Annotated in this window: 17 protein-coding genes, 2 tRNA genes and 1 pseudogene; 18 read left to right on the top strand and 2 right to left on the bottom strand. The window is 66.8% G+C overall.

Annotation, left to right across the window (positions count from 1 at the left end; all coding sequences use genetic code 11):
- The first annotated feature begins 118 nt into the window (after positions 1-118).
- From IEX61_RS05975 to bioB, 8 genes are all read left to right on the top strand, one after another.
- Positions 119-194, top strand: a tRNA-Lys gene (locus IEX61_RS05975).
- Positions 195-201: 7 nt separating this feature from the next.
- Positions 202-288, top strand: a tRNA-Leu gene (locus IEX61_RS05970).
- A 161-nt stretch (positions 289-449) separates the two neighbouring features.
- Positions 450-1,826 (top strand): adenosylmethionine--8-amino-7-oxononanoate transaminase, encoded by a 1,377-nt coding sequence (gene bioA / locus IEX61_RS05965; RefSeq protein WP_229725729.1) that lies wholly within the window; start codon positions 450-452, stop codon positions 1,824-1,826.
- Positions 1,823-2,551, top strand: coding sequence for a dethiobiotin synthase (gene bioD / locus IEX61_RS05960; protein ID WP_188817115.1), 729 nt, complete (start codon positions 1,823-1,825; stop codon positions 2,549-2,551). The genes bioA and bioD overlap by 4 nt, the downstream gene beginning before the upstream one ends.
- Positions 2,552-2,622: 71 nt before the next feature.
- Positions 2,623-3,786 (top strand): 8-amino-7-oxononanoate synthase, encoded by a 1,164-nt coding sequence (gene bioF / locus IEX61_RS05955; RefSeq protein WP_373288419.1) that lies wholly within the window; start codon positions 2,623-2,625, stop codon positions 3,784-3,786.
- Positions 3,783-4,628: an alpha/beta fold hydrolase gene (locus tag IEX61_RS05950; protein ID WP_188817111.1), complete on the top strand. Its 846-nt coding sequence runs from the start codon at positions 3,783-3,785 to the stop codon at positions 4,626-4,628. The genes bioF and IEX61_RS05950 overlap by 4 nt, the downstream gene beginning before the upstream one ends.
- 21 nt (positions 4,629-4,649) lie before the next feature.
- On the top strand, positions 4,650-5,474 hold the full coding sequence (gene bioC, locus IEX61_RS05945) for a malonyl-ACP O-methyltransferase BioC (RefSeq protein ID WP_188817110.1): 825 nt from the start codon (positions 4,650-4,652) through the stop codon (positions 5,472-5,474).
- A gap of 33 nt (positions 5,475-5,507) precedes the next feature.
- Positions 5,508-6,524, top strand: a complete 1,017-nt coding sequence (gene bioB / locus IEX61_RS05940) for a biotin synthase BioB (RefSeq protein WP_373288418.1) — start codon at positions 5,508-5,510, stop codon at positions 6,522-6,524.
- A gap of 81 nt (positions 6,525-6,605) precedes the next feature.
- Here bioB and IEX61_RS05935 read toward each other — a convergent pair whose 3' ends face one another.
- On the bottom strand, positions 6,606-7,799 hold the full coding sequence (locus tag IEX61_RS05935) for a pyridoxal phosphate-dependent aminotransferase (protein ID WP_188817108.1): 1,194 nt from the start codon (positions 7,797-7,799) through the stop codon (positions 6,606-6,608).
- A 115-nt stretch (positions 7,800-7,914) separates the two neighbouring features.
- Between IEX61_RS05935 and IEX61_RS05930 the strand changes: the two genes are divergently transcribed.
- A complete protein-coding gene (locus IEX61_RS05930) occupies positions 7,915-9,060 on the top strand; it encodes an alanine racemase (RefSeq protein ID WP_188817106.1) in 1,146 nt (381 codons plus the stop codon).
- 68 nt (positions 9,061-9,128) lie between these two features.
- Here the strand turns inward: IEX61_RS05930 and IEX61_RS05925 are convergent, their stop codons facing one another.
- Positions 9,129-10,025, bottom strand: coding sequence for a LysR family transcriptional regulator (locus tag IEX61_RS05925; RefSeq protein ID WP_188817104.1), 897 nt, complete (start codon positions 10,023-10,025; stop codon positions 9,129-9,131).
- 422 nt (positions 10,026-10,447) lie between these two features.
- Here IEX61_RS05925 and IEX61_RS05920 point away from each other — a divergent pair.
- From IEX61_RS05920 to IEX61_RS05880, 9 genes and pseudogenes are all read left to right on the top strand, one after another.
- Positions 10,448-11,098 (top strand): annotated as a pseudogene (locus IEX61_RS05920) (RluA family pseudouridine synthase); the annotation flags it as partial.
- Positions 11,099-11,153: 55 nt separating this feature from the next.
- Complete coding sequence (locus IEX61_RS05915; RefSeq protein WP_188817100.1) at positions 11,154-12,779, top strand: ATP-binding protein; 1,626 nt, start codon at positions 11,154-11,156, stop codon at positions 12,777-12,779.
- 208 nt (positions 12,780-12,987) lie between these two features.
- The gene (locus IEX61_RS05910) at positions 12,988-13,560 is read left to right on the top strand and encodes a Kae1-like domain-containing protein (protein ID WP_229725728.1); all 573 of its coding nucleotides are present in this window, start codon (positions 12,988-12,990) and stop codon (positions 13,558-13,560) included.
- Between the two features lie 75 nt (positions 13,561-13,635).
- Complete coding sequence (locus tag IEX61_RS05905) at positions 13,636-15,264, top strand: long-chain fatty acid--CoA ligase (protein WP_229725727.1); 1,629 nt, start codon at positions 13,636-13,638, stop codon at positions 15,262-15,264.
- A 29-nt stretch (positions 15,265-15,293) separates the two neighbouring features.
- The gene (locus tag IEX61_RS05900) at positions 15,294-16,826 is read left to right on the top strand and encodes an acyl-CoA synthetase (RefSeq protein ID WP_054670844.1); all 1,533 of its coding nucleotides are present in this window, start codon (positions 15,294-15,296) and stop codon (positions 16,824-16,826) included.
- Positions 16,827-16,982: 156 nt separating this feature from the next.
- A complete protein-coding gene (locus tag IEX61_RS12870) occupies positions 16,983-17,948 on the top strand; it encodes an acyl-CoA dehydrogenase family protein (protein WP_229725726.1) in 966 nt (321 codons plus the stop codon).
- Positions 17,949-17,950: 2 nt separating this feature from the next.
- Complete coding sequence (locus IEX61_RS05890; protein WP_188817099.1) at positions 17,951-19,108, top strand: thiolase family protein; 1,158 nt, start codon at positions 17,951-17,953, stop codon at positions 19,106-19,108.
- 86 nt (positions 19,109-19,194) lie between these two features.
- Positions 19,195-19,959, top strand: a complete 765-nt coding sequence (locus IEX61_RS05885; RefSeq protein WP_188817097.1) for a 3-hydroxyacyl-CoA dehydrogenase — start codon at positions 19,195-19,197, stop codon at positions 19,957-19,959.
- A gap of 298 nt (positions 19,960-20,257) precedes the next feature.
- A complete protein-coding gene (locus IEX61_RS05880; protein WP_157057937.1) occupies positions 20,258-20,854 on the top strand; it encodes a hypothetical protein in 597 nt (198 codons plus the stop codon).
- Positions 20,855-20,939 lie beyond the last annotated feature (85 nt).

Genomic DNA, 20,939 nt, shown 5'->3' with positions numbered 1-20,939 from the left:
CTCGCTTTTGTTCCCTTGGCTTGGTTGACCTCGCATCCACAATTATTGACCTAGAGCCAAAATCCCCTTGCGCATTTGGGAGAAATGGTGTATAGTTAACCATGTGTTATCAATCCATGAGCCGTTAGCTCAGTTGGTAGAGCACCTGACTTTTAATCAGGGTGTCGCAGGTTCGAGTCCTGCACGGCTCACCAATCTTGTGCGGTCGTGGTGGAATTGGCAGACACGCTGTCTTGAGGGGGCAGTGGCCTTCGGGCCGTGCGAGTTCGAGTCTCGCCGACCGCACCATCCATAAACGAAACGTAAGCTGTTCGCCGCGGCGCGAACAGCTTTTTTGCTGCGCAAACGAGGAATTTTTTTCTTGCCTTATTTGTTAATCTAGTCGTATAATGAGGCTAACAATTCAGCGAAGGAAGCGCGCGAAACCACAAACGGGAGGATGCGGACAGGTGGCGGAACAGCCCTTTTCGTACGAGACGCTGCGCGAATTCAACGTGCGGCACCTGTGGAATCCGTTTACGCAAATGAAGGACTATTGCGAAGACGAACCCGTCATCATCGAGCGCGGCGAAGGGGTGCGTCTCTTCGACGTACGCGGGAGGGCGTACTGGGACGGGTATGCCTCGCTGTGGCTCAACGTGCACGGGCACAACGTCCCCGAGCTGAACCAGGCCATCATCGACCAGCTTGGTAAGGTGGCCCACGCCACGCTCCTCGGCAGCGCCAACGTGCCGGCGGTGCTCCTGGCCAAGCGCCTGGCCGACATCGCCCCGCCGGGGCTGACGAAGGTGTTCTTCTCCGACAGCGGGGCCGAGGCGGTGGAGATCGCCGTCAAGATGGCCTTCCAGTACTGGCGCAACATCGGCCGCCCGGAAAAGCAATGGTTCGTGACGATGACCGGCGCCTACCACGGCGACACGCTGGGGGCGGTGAGCGTCGGGGGTATCGAGACGTTCCACGGCCTGTACCGGCCGCTGCTCTTTCCGACCCTCCGCGTGCCCTATCCGTACGTCTACCGCCATCCCTCGGGCGACCCGGAGGCGTGCGCCGCCGACTGCCTGGCCGAGCTCGACCGGGTGCTGGAAGAGAAGGCCGGAGAGATCGCCGCGCTGATCGTCGAGCCGATCATGCAGGGGGCGGCGGGCATGATTCGCATGCCCGCAGGCTTCCTGCGCGCCGTGGCCGAGCGCTGCCGGGACCACGACGTGCTCCTCATCTGCGACGAGGTGGCCACCGGCTTCGGCCGCACCGGGCGGATGTTCGCCGTCGAGCACGAGGGGGTGACGCCGGACTTCCTCACGCTGGGCAAGGGGATCACCGGCGGGTACCTGCCCGTCGCGGCCACGCTGACCACGGACCGGGTGTACGACGCCTTCTATGCCGACTACCACGAGGGGAAGACCTTCTACCACGGCCATTCGTATACGGGAAATCCCCTCGGCTGCGCCGTGGCCCTGGCCAACCTCGACCTGTTTGAGCGGCGCGACCTGGTGGCCCACGTGCAGCGGATGGCCGCACACGTCGCCGGCCGGCTCGCAGAGGTGGCGGAACTCCCCCACGTCGGCGATGTGCGGCAGGCCGGGCTGATGGTGGGCATCGAGGTGGTGCGCGACAAGGCCACCAAGGAGCCGTTTGATCCCGTGCGGCGCGTCGGGTGGCGCATCTGCCGCCGGGCGCGCGACCTCGGGCTTCTGACGCGGCCCCTCGGCGATGTGGTCGTGTTCATGCCGCCCTTGGCCAGCCAACGCGACGAGCTGGATGCCATGCTCGACATTCTTCACCGGGCCATTGCCGAGGTGACGGAGGAGGAGGCGAAGCGGACGTGAGCGGGCTGTTCATCACCGGCACCGACACCGATGTGGGCAAAACCTTTGTCGGCGCGTGCCTGGCCGCCGCCTTGCACCGCCGCGGGCGCGACGTGGGCGTGATGAAGCCGGCGCAAAGCGGCTATGCGCCCGGTGACCCGGCCAGCGACGCGGCGCGCCTTTCGCGGTGGGCGGGGGCCCGCGACCCGATGGACCTCGTCTGCCCCTTTGCCTACGAGGAGCCGCTGGCGCCCGAGGTGGCCGCCGCGCGGGCCGGGCGGCCGATTGACCCGATGCGCGTGCGCGCGGCGCTGGCGGAACTTTCGCGCCGGCACCGCCACCTGCTCGTGGAAGGGGCCGGGGGCCTGCTCGTGCCCCTCGCCCCGGGGTGGACGGTGGCCGACCTCGCCGTGGAGGCGGGCTTTCCGCTGCTCGTCGTCGCCCGGCCGGGCCTGGGCACGGTCAACCACACGCTGCTCACCGTGTTTTACGCCCGTTCGCGGGGCCTGGAGGTGGCCGGGGTGGTGCTGAACGGCTACGAGGAGCCCCTCGGGGTGAGCGAGCGGGTCAACCCGTCCCTCATCGAACGTTACGGGAATGTGCCGGTGATCGGCCGCCTGCCGCGCCTTCCCGCCCTGCCGGAGCCGGAGGAGGCGGCGGAATGGGTTGAGCGGTACCTCGACGTGGCGGCGGTGGAGGCGTGGCTGGACCGCCAGGCGGCGGGCAAGGAGGAAACGAAGCGGTGATGCGCCCAGAGAAGACACCCCCCGAGCGGAATCGTTCTCCGCACGGCGCCCCGGCGGCAACGCACGCACGACTGGACGACGTCCTGGCTGCGCAACTGGCGGCGTGCGACCAGGCCGGCCTGCGTCGCCGCCTTGTGGTCACCGATCCTGACGGTTCCTACGTCCTGCGCAGCGGCCGGCGGCTTCTCAATCTTTCGTCCAACAACTACCTTGGGCTGGCCGACCACCCGGCGCTGAAGGAAGCCGCCCGGGAGGCGGCCGAGCGCTACGGCACGGGGGCCGGCGCCTCGCGCCTCGTGACCGGCCATTTGCCCCTGGCGGCGGAATTGGAGGAGGCCGTGGCCCGGTGGAAGGGTACGGAGGCAGCGGTGGTCTTCACCAGCGGGTACGCGGCCAACGTCGGCGTCATCCCGGCTTTGGTGGGGCGGGGCGACGTCGTCTTCAGCGACCGGCTCAACCACGCCAGCATCGTCGACGGCATCGTCCTCTCGCGGGCCCACCACGTGCGCTACCGCCACAACGACGTGGAACACCTGGAGCACCTGCTGAAGAAGGCACCGCGCGAGGCGCGCAAGCTGATCGTCACCGATGCCGTGTTCAGCATGGACGGCGACGCCGCGCCCCTCGAGGACCTGGTGGCCCTCAAGGAACGCTACGGCGCGTGGCTGATGGTGGACGAGGCCCACAGCGCCGGCCTACTTGGACCACGCGGCGCCGGGCTGGTGGCCGCCCTGGGGCTCACCGAGGCCGTCGAGGTGCAGATGGGGACCTTCAGCAAGGCCCTCGGCGCCTACGTGGCCGGCTCGCGCACGCTCATCGATTGGCTCGTACAGCGGGCGCGCTCGCTCGTCTACTCGACGGGCCTGCCTCCGGCGGTGCTGGCTGCCTCGCTGTCCGGGCTGCGCCTGGCCCAGGAGGAGCCGTGGCGGCGAGAGAAGGCGCTCGACCTCGCCGCGCGGTTTCGCGCCGCACTGCGGGCGGCGGGACTGGCCGTGGGCGAGGGACCGTCGGCCATCGTGCCCCTCATCGTCGGCATAAGCGCGGCGGCGCTGGCGGTCAGCCGCGCGTTGGAGGAACAGGGCATCTTGGCCGTTGCCATTCGCCCGCCGACGGTGCCTGAGGGCACGGCGCGGCTTCGCTTCTCGTTTTCCGCCCTCCACGACAAGGGTGACGTGGACCGAGCCGCCCGCGCGGCGATCGACGCGGTGCGTGCCCTGGGGGGCCCGGCGACGTGAAGGGGCGAGAGGCGAAAGGCGCAGCGGCGCGGGACGCGGGCGCCTTTGTATGGGTGCCGGGTTGGGGCATGCCGCCTGCGGTCTGGGCGCCGGTGTGGCCCCATCTCGCCTACGCCGCGGTCCACGTGGCGGTGGACTGGGCGGGGTGCCGAGCGCCGGGGGACTTTTCCCACGTCGTTCGCGCGGCCGTTTCCCAGGCGCGGGAGGCGGGCGGTGGACCGGTGACGGTCGTCGCCTGGTCGCTGGGCAGCCTGGTAACCCTCTCGATGGCCCGGGACATGGCGCGCGATGTGGCCGCCCTGGTCCTCGTCGGGGCCACGGCGCGCTTTGTGGCCGCTCCCGACTGGCCGCACGGCTGGGACGAGCGGGCGCTGCGGCGCTTTGCCCGCCGTTTTGCGCGCGACCCGGCCTCCACGTGGCGCGCCTTCGTTGACGACCTGTTCGCCCCCGGGGAGCGGGTTGAGGAGCCGGATCCTCGCCGGCGTCTTCTCCGCGCGCCGCCGGTGGACGACGCGCTGGCCGCTTTGGCCTTCCTGGCCGCGTGCGATGCGCGGGGGGATCTGGCGCACTGCCGCGTGCCGGTGCGCCTTCTGCACGGCTCGGCCGACGCGGTGTGCCCGCTGTCCGGCGCGCGCGCCCTCGCCGGTGCGCTGCCAAACGCGCGACTGACGGTGTGGTGCGGCGCGGGTCACGCCCCGCATGTGGCCCGGCCGCGTGCCTTTGCCCGCTGGCTCGCGGCGGAGCTGGCGGCGCTTCGGCGTGCCGACGACGCGACGCGGGTGCGCAGCGGCCCGCACGAGGGTGCGGGAAAGGCCGTCGTCAGGGCGGACGCGCCGGACTGACCCAAGGAAGGAGGCCCAGCAATGCCGATGATGCACACGTCCACCAATCCCGTGGACAAACAGGCGGTGCGCCGCCACTTTGGCCGGCGGGCCCGGGAGTACGACCGCTACGCCGAGGTGCAGCGGGCCATGGCCGACGCGCTGCTGGAGCGCCTAGCCGCCGTGGAGGAGGAGCCTGAGTCGGTATGGACGGTGCTGGATGTCGGGTGCGGGACGGGCATTCTCACCGAGAAGCTGCTGGCGCGCTATCCCCGGGCCCGCTGCATCGCCGTCGACCTGGCGGAGGAGATGCTTGCCGTGGCCCGGGAGCGCCTCGGCTCGTCCCGCGTGTGGTGGGTGTGCGCCGACATCGAGCAGTGGGCGCCCGACGAGCCCGTTGACCGCATCGTGTCAAACGCCACCTTCCAGTGGCTGACCGATCCCGCTGGCACGCTGCAAAGGCTGGCGGCACGCCTGGCCCCGGGCGGGATGTTGGCCTTTGCCACCTTCGGCCCGCGCACCTTTTGGGAGCTGGATCGCGCCTTCGCCGCCGCGGGCGACAGGGAGGCGACGCGCCGCGGTCCGATCTTTTTCGCACCGGAAGCATGGGCGGCGATGGCGGAGGGGGCTGGGTTGGCCGTGCACGAAGTCCGGGAGGCCCATTGGCGAAAGCGCTATCCCACGGTGCGGGCCTTTCTGGACGCGGTGAAGCGCACCGGCGCGAGCCACGCCCCGGCGGGCCCGCTGCGCGCCAATCGGCGCACCCTGCTCGGCATGCTCGAACAGTACGAGCGTCTGTTTGGGGAGCCGGACGGCGTGCCGGCCACGTACCACGTGGTGTGGATCGTTGCCCAACGCGCCCGTTGAGGCGCAGGAGAAACCGTAAAAGGAGGCGGGATTGTGGATCGGCCAACGGTGACGAAGAAGGCGACGGCGCCGAAACAAGGGTGGGCGTTTTGGGAGCATCTTGCCGACAAGGCCATCGCGGGCGAGCCACCCACCCGCGAGGAGGCGCTGGCCGTCCTCCAGGCCGATGACGACGAGCTTTTGCCCATCCTGCATGCGGCCTACCGCGTGAGGCGCCACTACTACGGCAAGCGCGTGCGCCTGAACATGATCATCAACGCCAAGAGCGGGTTGTGCCCGGAAGACTGCGGCTACTGTTCCCAGTCGATCGTCTCCAAAGCGCCGATCGCCAAGTATCCGATGCTGTCCAAGGAGGTGCTCGTGGAAGGGGCGCGCAAGGCGACCGAACTGAAGGCGGGCACCTATTGCATTGTGGCCAGTGGCCGCGGCCCGACCGACCGGGAGCTGGAGACGGTGATCGAGGCCGTCAAGGAGATCAAGGCGGAGCTGGGGCTGACGGTGTGCGCGTGCCTGGGCATTCTGACGGAGGAGCAGGCCCGCAAGCTCAAGGAGGCCGGCGTCGACCGCTACAACCACAACCTCAACACGAGCGAAGGCCACTACGCCAACATCGCCACCACCCACACCTACGCCGACCGCGTGGCGACGCTCCGCAACGTGATCAAGGCCGGCATCTCGCCCTGTTCGGGGTGCATCCTCGGCATGGGCGAATCGCCCGAGGACGTGGTGGAGATGGCCTTTGCCGTGCGCGAGCTGGACATCGACTCCATTCCGATCAATTTCCTGCATGCCATCCCCGGCACGCCCCTTGAGCACCTGAACGAATTGACACCCGTCTACTGCCTGAAGGCGGTCGCCCTGTTCCGCTTTGTCAACCCGACCAAGGAGATCCGCGTCGCCGGCGGGCGGGAAGTGCACCTGCGCACGCTGCAGCCGCTTTTGCTCTATGCGGCCAACTCCATCTTCATCGGCGACTACCTGACCACGGAAGGACAGGCGCCGTCGGCGGACTATCAGATGCTGGAAGACTTGGGGTTTGAGATTGCCTAAGCGCACACCGGTGACCCCACAAGACGAAAGGGAGGGACGCGACTGTCCCTCCCTTTGCTGTGCTACGCGTCTGGCCTTCCGTCACCGCGCCGCGCTGCTGACCCGCTGGGCGACGTGGGCCATGCGCCGCGCCGCTTCGCGAAGGCGTGCTTCGGGGGCGAGCAGGCCCACGCGCACGTACCCTTCGCCGCAGGCCCCGAAGCCGATCCCGGGGGCCACCGCCACATGGGCTTCTTCCAGCAGGAGATCGGCGAAAGCGGCCGAGGTGAAGCCCTTCGGCACGGGCAGCCACGCGAAGAAGGAGCCTTCGCACGGGAGGAGGTCCCACCCCGCCGCGCGCAGCTCGTCGTAGAGGGCGTCGCGGCGCCGCTGGTAGGTGGCCACCAGCTCGCGCACGCAGTCCTGCGGTCCGGTGAGGGCGGCCACGGCGGCCATCTGCACGGCGCCGAACAGGCTGCAGTAGTAGTGATCCTGGATCAGGTTGATCAGGCGGATCACGTCGCGGTTGCCCAGGGCAAAGCCCACGCGCCACCCGGCCATGTTGTACGTTTTGGACAGCGTGTAGAACTCCACGCCCACCTCCTTGGCCCCGGGGCGGCTCAGGAAGCTGACCGGCTTGCGGCCGTCGAACCCGATGGCCCCGTAGGCGAAGTCGTGGGCCACGACGATGTTGTGTTCATCGGCAAAGCGAATCACGTCGTCGAAGAAGGCCTCGGGCGCGCAGGCGCCCGTCGGGTTGTTCGGGTAGTTCAGGAACATGAGCTTGGCCCGCTGCCGCGCCGCGGGTGGGATGCGCGCGAGGTCGGGCAGAAAGCCGTTCTCTCGCAACAGCGGCATCGTCACCATTTCCGCCCCGGCGAGGGCGATGCCCGACCAGTAGTCCGGGTAGCCGGGGTCCGGCACGAGGCAGACGTCGCCCGGGTCGAGCAGGCATTGGGCGATTTCCACGAGGCCGGCCTTGGCTCCGAACAGGATGGCCACTTCCGCTTCCGGGTCCAGCATGACGCCGTGTTCGCGCCGGTACCAGTCGACGATGGCCGCCTTGAGCGTCGGTAGCCCCGTGAACGGCGGGTAGCGGTGATGGATCGGGTCTTCCGCCGCCTCTTGCAGGGCCTTGACGATGTGCGTCGGCGTCGGCAGGTCGGGGTTGCCCTGGCCCAGATTGATGAGATCGGCTCCCGATTCGCGAACGCGGTTCACCTTGGCCACCAAGGAGGCGAAAAACTGGGTGGGGAGCCGCTTCACTTGTTGCGAAGGATGTACTGTGACGCCCATGGCTGGTCTTCCTTTCCCTTCAGGTTGTGGGTGCGGGCCGTCAAAGGCGGTGGCGCACGCAGGAAAAAACCATTAATTTAAATCTTAGCATGAGAATTTCGAAAGGGGAAAGAACATGAGCACGTCCAACGGCAGATCGGACCGGAGTGGGCGCACCGACCGGCTTTACGGCGAGGTGCCGACGCCGGCCCTTCTCATCGATCTCGATCGCCTGGAGGCCAATCTGCGCCGCATGCAGGAGCGCGCCGATCGTGCCGGTGTGAAGCTGCGCCCCCACGCCAAGACGCACAAGTCGGTGGCCGTGGCGCGGCGGCAGCTTGCGCTTGGCGCCGCCGGCCTGACGGTGGCCAAGGTGAGCGAGGCGGTGGCTTTGGTGCCGAGCGGTGTGCGCGATCTGTTTGTGTGCACGCCGGTGGTGGACGAGGACAAGCTGCGCCAGCTGGCGCGCCTGGTCGCAGAGGGCGTGCGCGTCCGCGTAGCCGTCGACCATCCCTTGCACATTGAGCGGTTAGTGGCGGTGTTCGGGGACAAGGTGCCCTTCGAGGCCATGATCGAGGTGGACACCGGCCAGCACCGCGCCGGGCTTGCGCCGGATGCGGCCGTCGCCTTCGCCAAATGGGTGCTGCACCAGCGGCCGCAGGTGCGCGTGGCCGGCCTGTTCACCCACGAGGGGCACGTCTACGGCGGCGCGACCGTCGAGGAGATGCGCCGCCTGGCCGAAGCGGCGCAGCGGGCGATGCTGGAGGCGGGGCGGGCCCTTGCCGCGCACACGGGACACCCCCTTGAGCTGTCGATCGGATGCACGCCGGCGCTTTTGGTCACGGACATTCTGCCGGGAATCACCGAGATTCGTCCCGGCGTGTATGCCTATTTCGACCGTTCGCAAGCTCTCGTGCGCGGGGAATGGGACGCGTGCGCGGCAACGGTCTTGGCCACGGTGATGACGGTGCGCGACGGTGAGCGCCTGGTGCTGGACGCCGGGGCCAAGGCCCTGGGGTCTGACCCGGTCAACACCGGTCTGCCGGGACGCCATCCGGGATACGGCGTGCTGAAGGACCACCCGGCGTGCATCGTTGCCCGCGTGTCCGACGAGCACGGCGTCGTCACCCCGTGGACGGCGGATCTCGCCGTGGGCGACCGCGTCGAGGTGATCCCCAACCACATCTGCCCCGTTGTCAACCTGTACGACCGCGCCTATGCCGTGCAGGGCGGGCGCGTGGTCGGCGAGCTGGACATCGCCGCGCGGGGCTGCAGCCGGTAGCGCCGCAGAGGGCACGGTCGCCATTGACGAAATCGGGCCGGCACGCCCTCCCGGGAATGCGGCCCGGCCTACCGGAGCGCGTAGAATTCTCGCGTAAACTGCAGGAAGAGGCGGGCGGTTCCCCGCTGCACGCGCGGCGGGGACAGGAGGTAGGTGACGAAGCGAACGGAAGCCAGTTCCCGAACCGGAACGGCGACAATGCGCCCGGTGGCCACTTCGTCCTGGACGTACGATTGGGGCAGGAAGGTGACGCCCAGTCCCGCCTCGACCAATTTCTTCAGCGTGGTGAAACTGTCCACCTCCAGGCGGATGTTCGGTCGTACGCCCGATTCGGAAAAGATGCGGTCGAGGAAGTCGCGGTAGTAGGTGCCCGGGGAAAAGAGCAGAAACGGCTGGCCGTCCAGCGCGGACACGGACAGCGGCGTCGGCGCGTGGGCCAGCGGATGATGGGCGGGCACGGCGAGGATGACGGCTTCCGCCTCCAAGGGGAAGGCCTGCAGGTAGGGATGATGGAACTGGTCGGCGGCGATGAAGGCCAAGTCCACCTCGCCGGTTTCCAGGGCCTTCACCATCTCGTGGGCGCGACCGGTCTTGACGTTGATGTCGATCTCCGGATACTGGCGGGTGAACGGGCCGAGCAGCGGGGGCAACACGTGATACAAGGTGGTCAGCCCCGCGCCGAGCGTCAGCGGGCCGCGCGTCGGCGTCTCCAGGGCGGCCAGCTCGTCGGCGAGGCGGCGAACGGCCTCCACCACCTCGACGGCCGTCTGGTAGGCCCGGCGGCCCGCGGGGGTGAGCACGAGCTGCTTGCCGCGCCGTTCAAAGAAGGCGGTTCCGAAGCGTTCCTCCAGCTTCTTGATCGCCCGCGACAGGGCGGGCTGCGTGATGCGCAGCCGGTCGGCGGCCCGGTTCATGCTGCCTTCTTCGACAATGGCGGCGAGCACTTCCAGCTGCTCATACAGCACGGCGTTCGCCTCCTTATAAAAAGGGTAAATAAGTGTTCCGATAAAAGTGGCATTTCCATTATAATAAACGCTCGGTTACCATATAGGTACAGAAAAACGTATTCAGTGGGACGCTCCGCCGTTTCACGAGCGGCAAAAGGAGGATGGGCGTGATGGGTTTGCTTTACCAGCTCGTGATGGCGCAAAAGAAAAAGGAGCAGTCGGCGGCCAAGCCGCCGGCCACCGACGCGAAGAAAAGCCAGAAATGAAGGCGCGGAAAGAAAAACAAGGAGGCTCGTGGGAGCTTCCTTTTTTGTTGGGAAGGGGACATGCACGGATTTCGGGGGCAGGAAAGGAAGTGATCGGGCCGTGCGCCAACCGGATGGAGAACGGATTGCGCAAGGGGCGATCCGCATCCTGTACGAAGATGGGACCTTCTCGTCGTCGACAAGCCGCCGGGACAATGCATGCACCCCACGGTTCACCATCCGCGCGGTACGCTGATGGACGCGGTGCTGGCCTACTGGGCCGCACGCGGCGAAACACGCGCCTTCCATCCGGTGACGCGGCTTGATGTGGGCACGTCGGGGGCGACGCTCATCGCCAAGCATCCCGAGGCCCATGCTGGACTGGCCCGCTTGCTGGCGGCGGGCGCGGTGCGGAAAACGTACCTGGCCTGCGCGGAAGGGCGCCTCGATCGCTCCTCCGGCGTCATCGACGCCCCGATCGGCCGGGTGAGCGGCTCGATCATCCAGCGCGCCGTGCGACCAGACGGGCAACCGGCGCGCACCCGCTATCGGGTGGTGGCGCGCAAAGCCGCCGGCACGCTGCTGATGGTCCGGCCGCTGACGGGACGGACGCACCAGATCCGCGTCCATCTGGCGCATCTGGGTCACCCCCTCTTCGGCGACGACCTTTACGGCGGGGCACGCATGCTCCTTGCGCGCCCGGCGCTTCACGCCTGGCGCCTGGCGTTTCCCCATCCGCGCACAGGTACGCTGTTGCGCGTTGAGGCGCCGCTCCCTGCGGATTTCCGCGCGTTCCTCGCGCGATTGGGTATTCCTTTGCCTCCCCACAGGCGGGGCGGCTTGTAGTAAGATAGAAAAGTGTGAACAAAACAGGAAGATGCCCCCGCAAGGAGGAACGCGCATGGACGAAGCCACGTGGCCCATTCCGCAGGCGGCGTTGACGCTTTCGGAAGCGGAACGACAGAAAAAAATCCGCGAAGCGTGGGAGCGCTCGCGCCGCTACGGCGTGCCGAAGGACCGCTTGCCCAATGTCTCGCCCGTGCCGCCGGAAGAGCTTGCCCGCCGGAAAGCCCACAACCGCATTTTGCTGGAGGTGGCCCAGCCGTTTCTCGACCACCTCTTCGAGCAGATCAAAACGCGCTTCATCGTCGTCATTTGCGACGCGGACGGCATTCTGCTGCATTGCCGGGGTGAGCGCCTGCCCGATCCGCTCTTGGCGCACCACACCACCGAGGGGCTGTGCTGGCAGGAAAAGGTGTACGGCGCCAACGCGTTGGGAACGGCCCTGGCAACGGGCGAACCGATGTCGATGGTGGGCCGGGAACACTATTGCGAAGCCTTTTACGACATGACGTGCGCGGCCACGCCGCTTCGGGACATGGAAGGCCGGGTGATTGGTGGACTGGCCGTAGCCGCGTACCGGGAGGAGCACAGCCCGTACCTGCTGGGCATGGTGCTGTCGACGGGGTATGCCATCGAGCAGGCGTACCTGCTGAAGAGCCAAAACCTGTACGTCACCCACCTGTTCAACGAGCTCGTCCAGGTTTCCGACGACCCGGTGCTGATTTGCACGGAAGAGGGAACGATCGAATCGATGAACCGGGCGGCACGACGGAAGTTTGGCGAGCACGAAGGCGCGTCGGTTGACCGCATCTTCTCACGCCACAACGCCATTGCCATCAGCCTGCGCGAGCAGCGCAGCTTGCGCGACTTCCGCGAGACGTTTGTCCACCCCGTGACCGGCGAGGCGCGCGAGTACCTGTGGGACACGTTCTGGCTGGACGTCAAGGCGCGCGGTGTGCGGCGCCTGGTCGCGTGTGCACGGGACATCACCCGCGTGGTTGAGTTGGAGCGGGCCCTCAAGCAGATGGAACGGCTCAGCGTGATGGGGCGGTTTTCGGCGCAGATCGCCCACGAGATTCGCAATCCGCTGGCGATCATTCGCCTGGCCATGCAGATGATGAAGGAAAAAGGGGTATTTGTCGGCCCCTACGAAGAGAAGGCCAACCTCATCATGAACGAGCTGAACCGGATCACCGATTTGGTGCAGTATTTTTTGCAAATTTCCAAACCGGCCGTACCCAAGCGCCGCAAAAGCGATGTGGTGCAGCTGGTGTCGGAGACCTGCCGCCTGCTGGAAAGCAAAATGGTCGAAAAGAGCGTGAGCTTGGCGGAACAGTACGACGAGGCGGTGCCCTTGGTTGACCTCGATCCCGACCAGATTCGCCAGGTGCTGATCAACCTCATCCAGAACGCCATCGAGGCGACCGCCCCCGGCGGACAGATTACGGTCTCGGTCCGCAAGCTGGAAGCGGATGTCCTTATCACCGTAGCCGACATGGGGCCCGGCATTCCCACGGAACGGCTGGACGAGATTTTTGAGCCGTTTTTCACCACCAAACCCTGCGGCATTGGCCTCGGGCTGGCCAACAGCAAGGCGATTGTCGAGGCCCACGACGGCACGCTCGACGTGAGCAGCATGCCTGGGGAAGGAACGAAAATCTTCGTGTATTTGCCCATTCAATAAACGGAAAAAAATTGAACGTCGAAACCCCTCTGGACGCCAAGGAGGGGTTTTTATGTTGAACCTTGACAACACCCGTTTTCTTCCGATATTATTTATTATTGAATGTTTCGAATTGTGTTACTAAATTTGTGGACGGTATGAAGGAATGCGAAGGGATGAAGTGGGGTGAGGTGAGCTGCCGGAAGGGCGCGGGTTTGGCGCGACGGAAGTGGCCTTCGATGGCACGGGCTATGGCGATGACGGCGCCATCTGGGGCGGCGAGTTGTTCGTGGGCAGCGCGGTGGACGGATTGGAGCGTGTCGGCCATCTCCGGTACGCCGTCCTTCCTGGCGACGACGCGGCCGCCCGCGTGCCGCTGCAAGCGTTGGCCGGCTTTCTCGCCGAGCTTCCCGGGCTGGCGGCGGAGGTGGCGGTTCGACTTCAGCTGCCCGAACGCTTCTTCACGGCACAAAAGCTGGTGGAAAAGCGCATCCAGACCTTTCCCACCACCTCGGTCGGGCGCCTGTTTGATGCCGTGGCGGCCCTCCTCGGGTTTACGGGGGCGATTTCCTTCGTGGGCCAGGCGGCCATCTGGCTGGAGCATCTTGCTCGCCAGGCCCCTCTCAAGACGGCCTATCCCTTTCCGTGGGACGGGCGTGAACTCGATTTTCGCCCGCTCTTGCAGGCGGTGGCGGAAGAGCGCGGCCCGATGGAGGTGTGGATGGGGCGGGAGGCGCCGCCGAACGACGGCGGCATCAGCCTCGGCCAGGCCGCATTGGCTGCGGCGAAACGGTCAACTTGACAGGCATGCGTGGGCGGGATACAATCGAGACAACTAAAAATATTGGGAAAAATGAGGAAGAGAGGGGTGGCCACCATGATCGCGAGCACGATGATGGCTTATCCGCTCACGCTAACGCACCTGTTGGAGCGCGCGGGCAAATTGTTCGGCCCTGTGGAGATCGTCTCGCGCCGGCCCGACAAGTCGCTTCATCGCTATACGTACGCCGATTTTGTTCGCCGGGCCAAAGCCCTCGCCGAAGGCCTCAAGCGGCTCGGCTTGGCCAAGGGCGACCGCGTGGGCACGCTGATGTGGAACCACTACGCCCACCTGGAGGCGTACTTCGGCATCCCGGCTGCCGGCGGCGTGCTCCACACGTTGAACCTCCGCTTGCACCCGGATGAAATCGCTTACATCGTCAACCACGCCGAAGACCGCTTCCTGATCGTCGACGACGTGCTCGTGCCGCTTCTGCGCCAGTTCGAAGACCGCATCCGCGTGGAGCGCATCTTCGTTGTGCCCCTCACCGGGCAGGCCGTCCCCGAGGGCTACGACGATTACGAGGCCCTCTTGGCCGAGGCCACGGGCGACTTCGCCTATCCCGAGCTGGACGAGAACGATCCGGCCGGCATGTGCTACACCTCGGGGACGACCGGTCGCCCAAAAGGCGTCGTCTATTCCCACCGCGCCCTCGTTCTCCATTCCTTCGCCGCGGCGCTGGCCGACACGCTGGCCGTCTCCCACCGCGACACGGTGCTCCCGGTGGTGCCCATGTTCCACGTCAACGCCTGGGGCGTGCCCTTTGCGGCCACCATGGTTGGCGCCAAGCAGGTGTTCCCGGGCCCCCATCTCGACCCGGAGAGCCTGCTCGCGCTGTTCGAAAGCGAAAGGGTCACCTTTGCCGCCGGCGTGCCCACGATCTGGCTGGGCGTGCTTCAGGCCCTCGACCGGTCGCCCAGACGCTGGTCGCTTGTCCCCGGCATGCGCCTTGCCGTCGGCGGATCGGCTGCGCCCGAGGCGATGATCCGCGGGTTTGACCGGCACGGCCTGCGCGTCATCCACGCCTGGGGGATGACGGAGACGACGCCGCTGGGGACGGTGAGCCACCTCAAGTCGGACCTGGCCGAACGGCCGGTCGAGGAGCAGTATGCGTACCGTGCCAAGCAGGGGATCCCTGTGCCGTTTGTGGAGGTGCGCGTGGTGAACGACGACGGCGAGGCGCCATGGGACGGGCAGACGATGGGCGAGCTGCAGGTGCGCGGCCCTTGGGTGGCCGCCGCGTACCACAACCAGCCGGAGGCGGCATCCAGCTGGACGGCCGACGGTTGGTTCCGCACCGGCGATGTGGCCACCATCGATCCCCACGGGTACGTGAAGATCACCGACCGCGTCAAGGACCTCATCAAGTCGGGCGGCGAGTGGATCAGCTCGGTGGATCTGGAAAACGCCCTGATGGCCCACCCCGCCGTGGCCGAGGCGGCGGTGGTCGGCGTGGCCCATCCGAAGTGGCAGGAACGCCCCTTGGCCGTGGTGGTGAAGAAGGAGGGCGCCGAGGTGACGCCGGAGGAGCTGCGCGCCTTTTTGGCCGACAAGTTTCCGAAGTGGTGGCTGCCCGACGCCTTCGTCTTTGTCAATGCCATTCCGCGCACGTCGGCCGGGAAATTCCTGAAGGCCAAACTGCGCGAGCAATATCGCGACATCTACGGGACGGCCGATGCCGGCTAGTGGCCATCCAAGGCAAAGGGGGCCTGCCGATGAACGCGATCTGGCGGAACACCGTCGGGGACCTGATCCGACGCAGCGCGCGGCGATGGGGCGACCGCGTGGCGCTCGTCTTCGAAGAACGCGCGTGGACGTACCGGGAGCTCGATGCGGCAGCCGAGCGTCTGGCCGGCCACCTGCTCGCCGCCGGGCTGCAGAAGGGGGACCGCGTCGCCGCCTACGGGCGCAATTCCGACGCGTATGTCCTGCTGTGGCTGGCGGCGGCGAAGGCCGGGCTGGTCCACGTGCCCGTGAACGCCGCCCTCACCGGCGACGAGCTCGTCTACATCGTCAACCAGTCAGGGAGCCGCGCCCTGTTTTTCGATCCGGCGCTGGCCGAACGGGTAGAGGACGTGCGCGCGCAGCTGGGCGCCTCCGTGTACGGGACGCTGCGGGGCGGGGAAGGGTTCGACGTCCTGCGCCTTGCCCGCATCGAGCCGCCTGCTCGCGCCGACGGCGACCTTGAGGAGTCGGATCTCGTCCAGCTCCTGTACACCTCGGGCACGACGTCAAGGCCCAAAGGGGCGATGATGACGCACCGCGCCTTGATGTACGAGTACATGAGCTGCGTCCTGGCCCTCGATTTTGCGGCCACGGATCGCGTGCTGCACGTCATGCCTCTCTATCACTCTGCACAACTGCACGTCTTTCTTATGCCGTATTTGCTTTTAGGGGCCACGAATTGGCTTCACGAAGCCCCCGACCCGGCGCGCGTGCTGGCGACCCTTGAATCGGAGCGCATTACGAGCTTCTTTGCCCCGCCCACGGTGTGGATCGCGCTTCTTCACCATCCGGACTTTACGCGGCGCGATCTGTCCTGCCTGCAGAAGGGGTATTACGGGGCATCGATCATGCCCGTGCCGGTGCTCGAGACGCTCCGCCAGCGGCTGCCCCATTTGCGCCTGTACAACTGCTTCGGCCAGTCGGAGATCGGCCCGCTGGCCACCGTGCTGCGGCCGGAGGAGCATGCCGAACGGCCGGCCTCGGCGGGCAAACCGGTGCCCTTCGTCGAAATGCGCGTCGTCGACGAGGCCATGCGCGACGTTTCGCCGGGGGAGATCGGCGAGGTGGTGTACCGTTCGCCGCAGCTGTGCCTCGGGTATTGGGAAAAGCCGGAGGAGACGGCGGAGGCCTTTGCCGGCGGCTGGTTCCACTCCGGCGACCTGGCCCGCGTTGACGAAGAGGGGTACATCACCGTGGTCGACCGCAAGAAGGACGTGATCAACACCGGCGGCGTGCTTGTCGCCTCGCGCGAGGTGGAGGAGGTCTTGTACACCCACCCGGCGGTGAAGGAAGTGGCCGTCATCGCCACGCCCGATCCCAAGTGGATCGAGGCCGTCACCGCCGTCGTGGTGGTGAAGGAGGGTGCTGCGGTGAGCGAAGACGAGCTGATCGCCTACGCGCGGGAACGCCTGGCGCCCTTCAAGGTGCCGAAGAAGGTGCATTTCGTCCCCGATCTCCCGCGCAACGCCGCGGGGAAGATCCTAAAGCGCATGCTGCGCGAGCGCTTTGGCGCGCTGGCGTAGGACGATGCCGCGCGATCCCGCCGGTTATGGGCCGGCGGGAGCGGCGCAGCTCATGATGAATGACTATTCATTCATAGCTGCGGCGTCGTGCGGGCCCGTTCCCATGCGGCACCATATGCCCATGCCGGGATGGCGCGTTTGCGGAGGAGGGTGCACATGGACTTTGCGCTGACCGAGGAACAGCGGCACATTCAGGCCTTGGCACGCCGTTTCGCGCGGGAGGTGATTGCGCCGGCCGCGGCGGAATGCGACCGGACAGCGCGCTTTCCCCACGCCATTGTCGAACAGGCCCGCGCCCTGGGCCTGGTCAACCTGCTCCTTCCCGTGGCCTACGGTGGAACCGGGGCCACGCCGATGGCGCTCGTGGTCGTGGCGGAGGAGCTGGCCTGGGCGTGCACGGGCATCGCCGCGGCCATCCTGCTGAACAACCTGGTGGCCGACGCCCTGACCCTGGCCGGAACGGAGGCGCAGCGGAAGGCGTACGGCGCGCGCCTTGCCGAGGGGTTGGGCGCATATGCCCTGACCGCCGGGCGTGCACGTCTCCGCGCCGCTTCCCAAGATGGGGCAGCGGGCCTCCAGCGCGGCGGAAGTGGTGTTCGACGATGTGGAGTTGGGGCCGGACGCCTTGCTGGGGGAAGAGGGCAGTGGGTTTCGCTTGGCCATGCGCGTCTTCGACCGCTCCCGCCCGATGGTGGCGGCTGTCGGCGTCGGCCTGGCCCAGCGCGCCCTCGACGAGGCGCTGGCCTACGCCGCGGCGCGGGAGGCCTTTGGGCAAAAGTCCAGGGCGTCGGCTTCAAGCTGGCGGAGATCGGCATGCGCGCAGAGGCGGCCCGCCTGCTGACGCGCCAGGCGGCGTGGAAGGCGGCGGTGGGCGCGCCCAACACGCTGGAGGCCGCCTACGCCAAGGCCTTTGCCGCCGATACGGCGATGTGGGCAGCGGTGGAAGCCGTGCAGGTGTTCGGCGCGTACGGCTACAGCGCGGAATACCCCGTGGAGAAGCTGATGCGTGATGCGAAGGTGCTGCAGATCTACGAAGGAACCAACGAGATCCAGCGTACGATTATGGTTCGGGAGCTGGCGCGCCGAGCGGGTGCGACCTTGACGAACGGAAAGGAGCGGTGACCATGGGCGAACCGGTCATTGTGGACGCCGTCCGCACCCCCATCGGCAAAAAGAACGGCGCCCTGCGCCAGGTGCGGCCGGACGCGCTGTATGCCCACGTCCTTAACGCGCTTTTGGCGCGCACGGGCGTGGACGGGACGCTCGTCGACGACGTCATCACCGGCTGCGTGACGCAGGCGGGCGAGCAGGGGGCCAACGTCGGCCGGCTGGGGGTGCTCTTATCGGACCTGCCGCATACGGTGCCGGCGGTGACGCTCAACCGCATGTGCGGCTCGAGCCAGCAGGCCATCCATTTTGCCGCCCAAGCCATTGCGGCGGGCGACGCGCGCCTCGTCATTGCCGGCGGCGTCGAGGCGATGACGCGGGTGCCGATGTTTTCCGACATCGGCGGCGGGTTCGAGGTGTTGAACCCGGCGCTCCACGAAAAATACGAGCTGGTACACCAGGGGGAGTCGGCCGAGCGCATCGCCGAGCGGTTTGGGTTGAGCCGGGACGAGCTGGACGACTACGCCTACGAAAGCCACCGGCGCGCGGCGGCGGCGACCCGTGAAGGCCGGTTTGCCGGCCACCTGGCGCCGCTCACAGGGGTGAACGCGGAGGGCGAGCCCGTTCTGCTCGATTTTGACGAGGGCATCCGCTTTGCGCCGGACCGCGAGAAGATGGGCGCGCTTCCCCCGGTGTTTCGCCCCGATGGCGTCGTCACGGCGGGCAACGCCAGCCAGATCTCCGACGGCGCGGCGGCCGTGCTCCTCGCCGATGCCGACGCGGCGCGGGCGCTGGGTCTGAACGCGCGGGCCCGCTTTCGGGCGCGGGTGGTGGTTGCCGGCGATCCGACGCTGCAGCTCCTCGAGGTGATTCCGGCGACGGAAAGGGCCTTGGAACGAGCGGGGCTCACCTTGCGCGACATCGACGTGATCGAGATCAACGAGGCCTTTGCCAGCGTCGTGCTGGCGTGGGCGCGGGCGCTGCAGGCGGATCTGGACAAGGTCAACCCGAACGGCGGGGCCATCGCCCATGGCCATCCGCTGGGCGCGACGGGGGCCGTGCTCATGGCCAAGCTGCTTTCGGAGCTGGAACGCACCGGCGGGCAGTTCGGCCTGCAGGTGATGTGCATCGGTCACGGTATGGCCACGGCGACGGTGGTCGAGCGGCTGGCGTGACGCGTCGGTCCATCACGCCGGTTCGGGGCAGGTTCGGGGTATGGGAACGTCGCCGAAGAAACCATCGCAAGGAGGAGGGGTGCCCGATGGATGTAAAGGGCTACAGCGCCATTGTGACGGGCGGTGCGTCGGGCCTGGGGGCGGCAACGGCGCGCGCCTTGCACCGCCTCGGGGCGACGGTGGTGATTGCCGATGTGCGCGCCGAGGCGGGAGAGGCCCTGGCCGGGGAGTTGGGCGACGGTGCCCTCTTTGTGTCCACCGACGTGACCGACCCGGCTTCCGTCGAGCGGGCCATCGACGCGGCGACATCCCGCGCGCCGCTCGGCGTCCTCGTCAACTGTGCCGGGATTGGCGTGGCCCAAAAGGTGCTGGGCAAGGAGGGCCCCCACGACCTGGGGGCCTTTGAACGGGTCATCCGCGTCAACCTCATCGGAACGTTCAACGCCCTTCGCCTGGCCGCGGCGGCGATGCGGGGCAACGAGCCGAACGCCGACGGCGAACGGGGGGTGATCGTCAACACGGCGTCGGTCGCCGCCTTCGAGGGCCAGATCGGCCAGGCGGCGTACAGCGCCTCAAAGGGCGGGGTGGTGGCCTTGACGCTGCCCGCGGCGCGGGAGCTGGCCGCCTACGGCATCCGCGTGGTCAGCATCGCCCCGGGCATTTTCGACACGCCGATGCTGGCCGGGCTGTCCGAACCGGTGCGCCGTTCGCTCGGCCAGCAGGTGCCGTTTCCCAGCCGCCTCGGCCGTCCGGAGGAATACGCCGCGCTCGTGTGCCACATCGTGCAAAACCCCATGCTGAACGGGGAGACGATCCGCCTCGACGGCGCGCTGCGCATGGCGCCGCGGTAAGGACGGCGCACGCGCCACGCCTTGGGGCATGCCCGCTGGCCGTTCACGGCCTAGGAAAGGAAGACGTCTTTGTTCCGCGGCCTAGCGATGCTTTGTCGCTGGGCCGTCTCCTTTGAGTGTCGGCATGGGCGCTGTCTGCGACGATTTCGTGAGAAATGGGACGAAGATATAGCCCGAGTCGGCGAAAGATCCACCGCAAACCGCGGGGGCTTGGTTGTGGTTTAAGGGGAAGGATTTGTCGAAACATGCTGTCGAAGTATGTTAAAACATTTCTAACCAAGGATGTGACGGCAAATCGATGTTTCGCAACAGGAGACTCTTTTATGGAATAACATCTGTGCTGTTGTTGTTGACTTTCTACGAAACGGCTGCCTTTCTTGCGCGCCACATTCAAGAGACCTATTTGTTTCACCCCATGACTTTTCGACAAGACCACATCACCAACAAAAAATGGTCAGCGTACAAACAACCCGTGCGTGTGGAATACGGGGTGGTGCGCGGTCGTTCGTGGAAAATCCGGTTTGTCATTGGGGAAGCGGAGGCGCGTACGATCATAAAAGAACTCAAACGAGGAACGTGGACGCCCAACGAGCGCCTTCCGGTAAACGGCAATGGGGAACAGATGGGATGGGTGCGCATTGTCACCTATGTTCCCGGAAAGGAACTGGAATGGAAGGTGCGAAAAGTATTGTTGGAATTTCACGGCGATGTTGCCGAAGGCGTTTACGCTGTCAACGGCGGTGTCGTTCGAGTGCCGGAGGAGCTCAAGGAATTGCTGCGGGAACGGTTCAAACAAGCCGAGGTCCAACCGACGGTGGTGTTGCCCTTTGAAACAAGCGGAGAAACAACACTTCCGTTAAGGAGCCTGCCTACAACAAAACAAACGGGCGTTTGAACAGAACGCATACCTCCGCGATGTGCTTGCCAAGCACTCGGGTGAGCATCCTCACGCTACGGGTTCCGCGGTTTTACCAACGGAG

This window comes from Calditerricola satsumensis (assembly GCF_014646935.1).
Taxonomy (GTDB): domain Bacteria; phylum Bacillota; class Bacilli; order Calditerricolales; family Calditerricolaceae; genus Calditerricola; species Calditerricola satsumensis.
This window is presented reverse-complemented; position numbering and strand designations above follow the sequence as displayed.

Excerpts from the sequence above, each read along its gene's own strand:
- IEX61_RS05885 (WP_188817097.1), top strand. The coding sequence starts at position 19,195 with ATGGATGTAAAGGGCTACAGCGCCATTGTGACGGGCGGTGCGTCGGGC.
- IEX61_RS05880 (WP_157057937.1), top strand. The coding sequence starts at position 20,258 with ATGTTTCGCAACAGGAGACTCTTTTATGGAATAACATCTGTGCTGTTG.
- IEX61_RS05900 (WP_054670844.1), top strand. The coding sequence starts at position 15,294 with ATGAACGCGATCTGGCGGAACACCGTCGGGGACCTGATCCGACGCAGC.
- bioC (WP_188817110.1), top strand. The coding sequence starts at position 4,650 with ATGCCGATGATGCACACGTCCACCAATCCCGTGGACAAACAGGCGGTG.
- IEX61_RS05930 (WP_188817106.1), top strand. The coding sequence starts at position 7,915 with ATGAGCACGTCCAACGGCAGATCGGACCGGAGTGGGCGCACCGACCGG.
- IEX61_RS05905 (WP_229725727.1), top strand. The coding sequence starts at position 13,636 with ATGATCGCGAGCACGATGATGGCTTATCCGCTCACGCTAACGCACCTG.
- IEX61_RS05935 (WP_188817108.1), bottom strand. The coding sequence starts at position 7,799 with ATGGGCGTCACAGTACATCCTTCGCAACAAGTGAAGCGGCTCCCCACC.
- IEX61_RS12870 (WP_229725726.1), top strand. The coding sequence starts at position 16,983 with ATGGACTTTGCGCTGACCGAGGAACAGCGGCACATTCAGGCCTTGGCA.
- IEX61_RS05890 (WP_188817099.1), top strand. The coding sequence starts at position 17,951 with ATGGGCGAACCGGTCATTGTGGACGCCGTCCGCACCCCCATCGGCAAA.
- IEX61_RS05915 (WP_188817100.1), top strand. The coding sequence starts at position 11,154 with ATGGACGAAGCCACGTGGCCCATTCCGCAGGCGGCGTTGACGCTTTCG.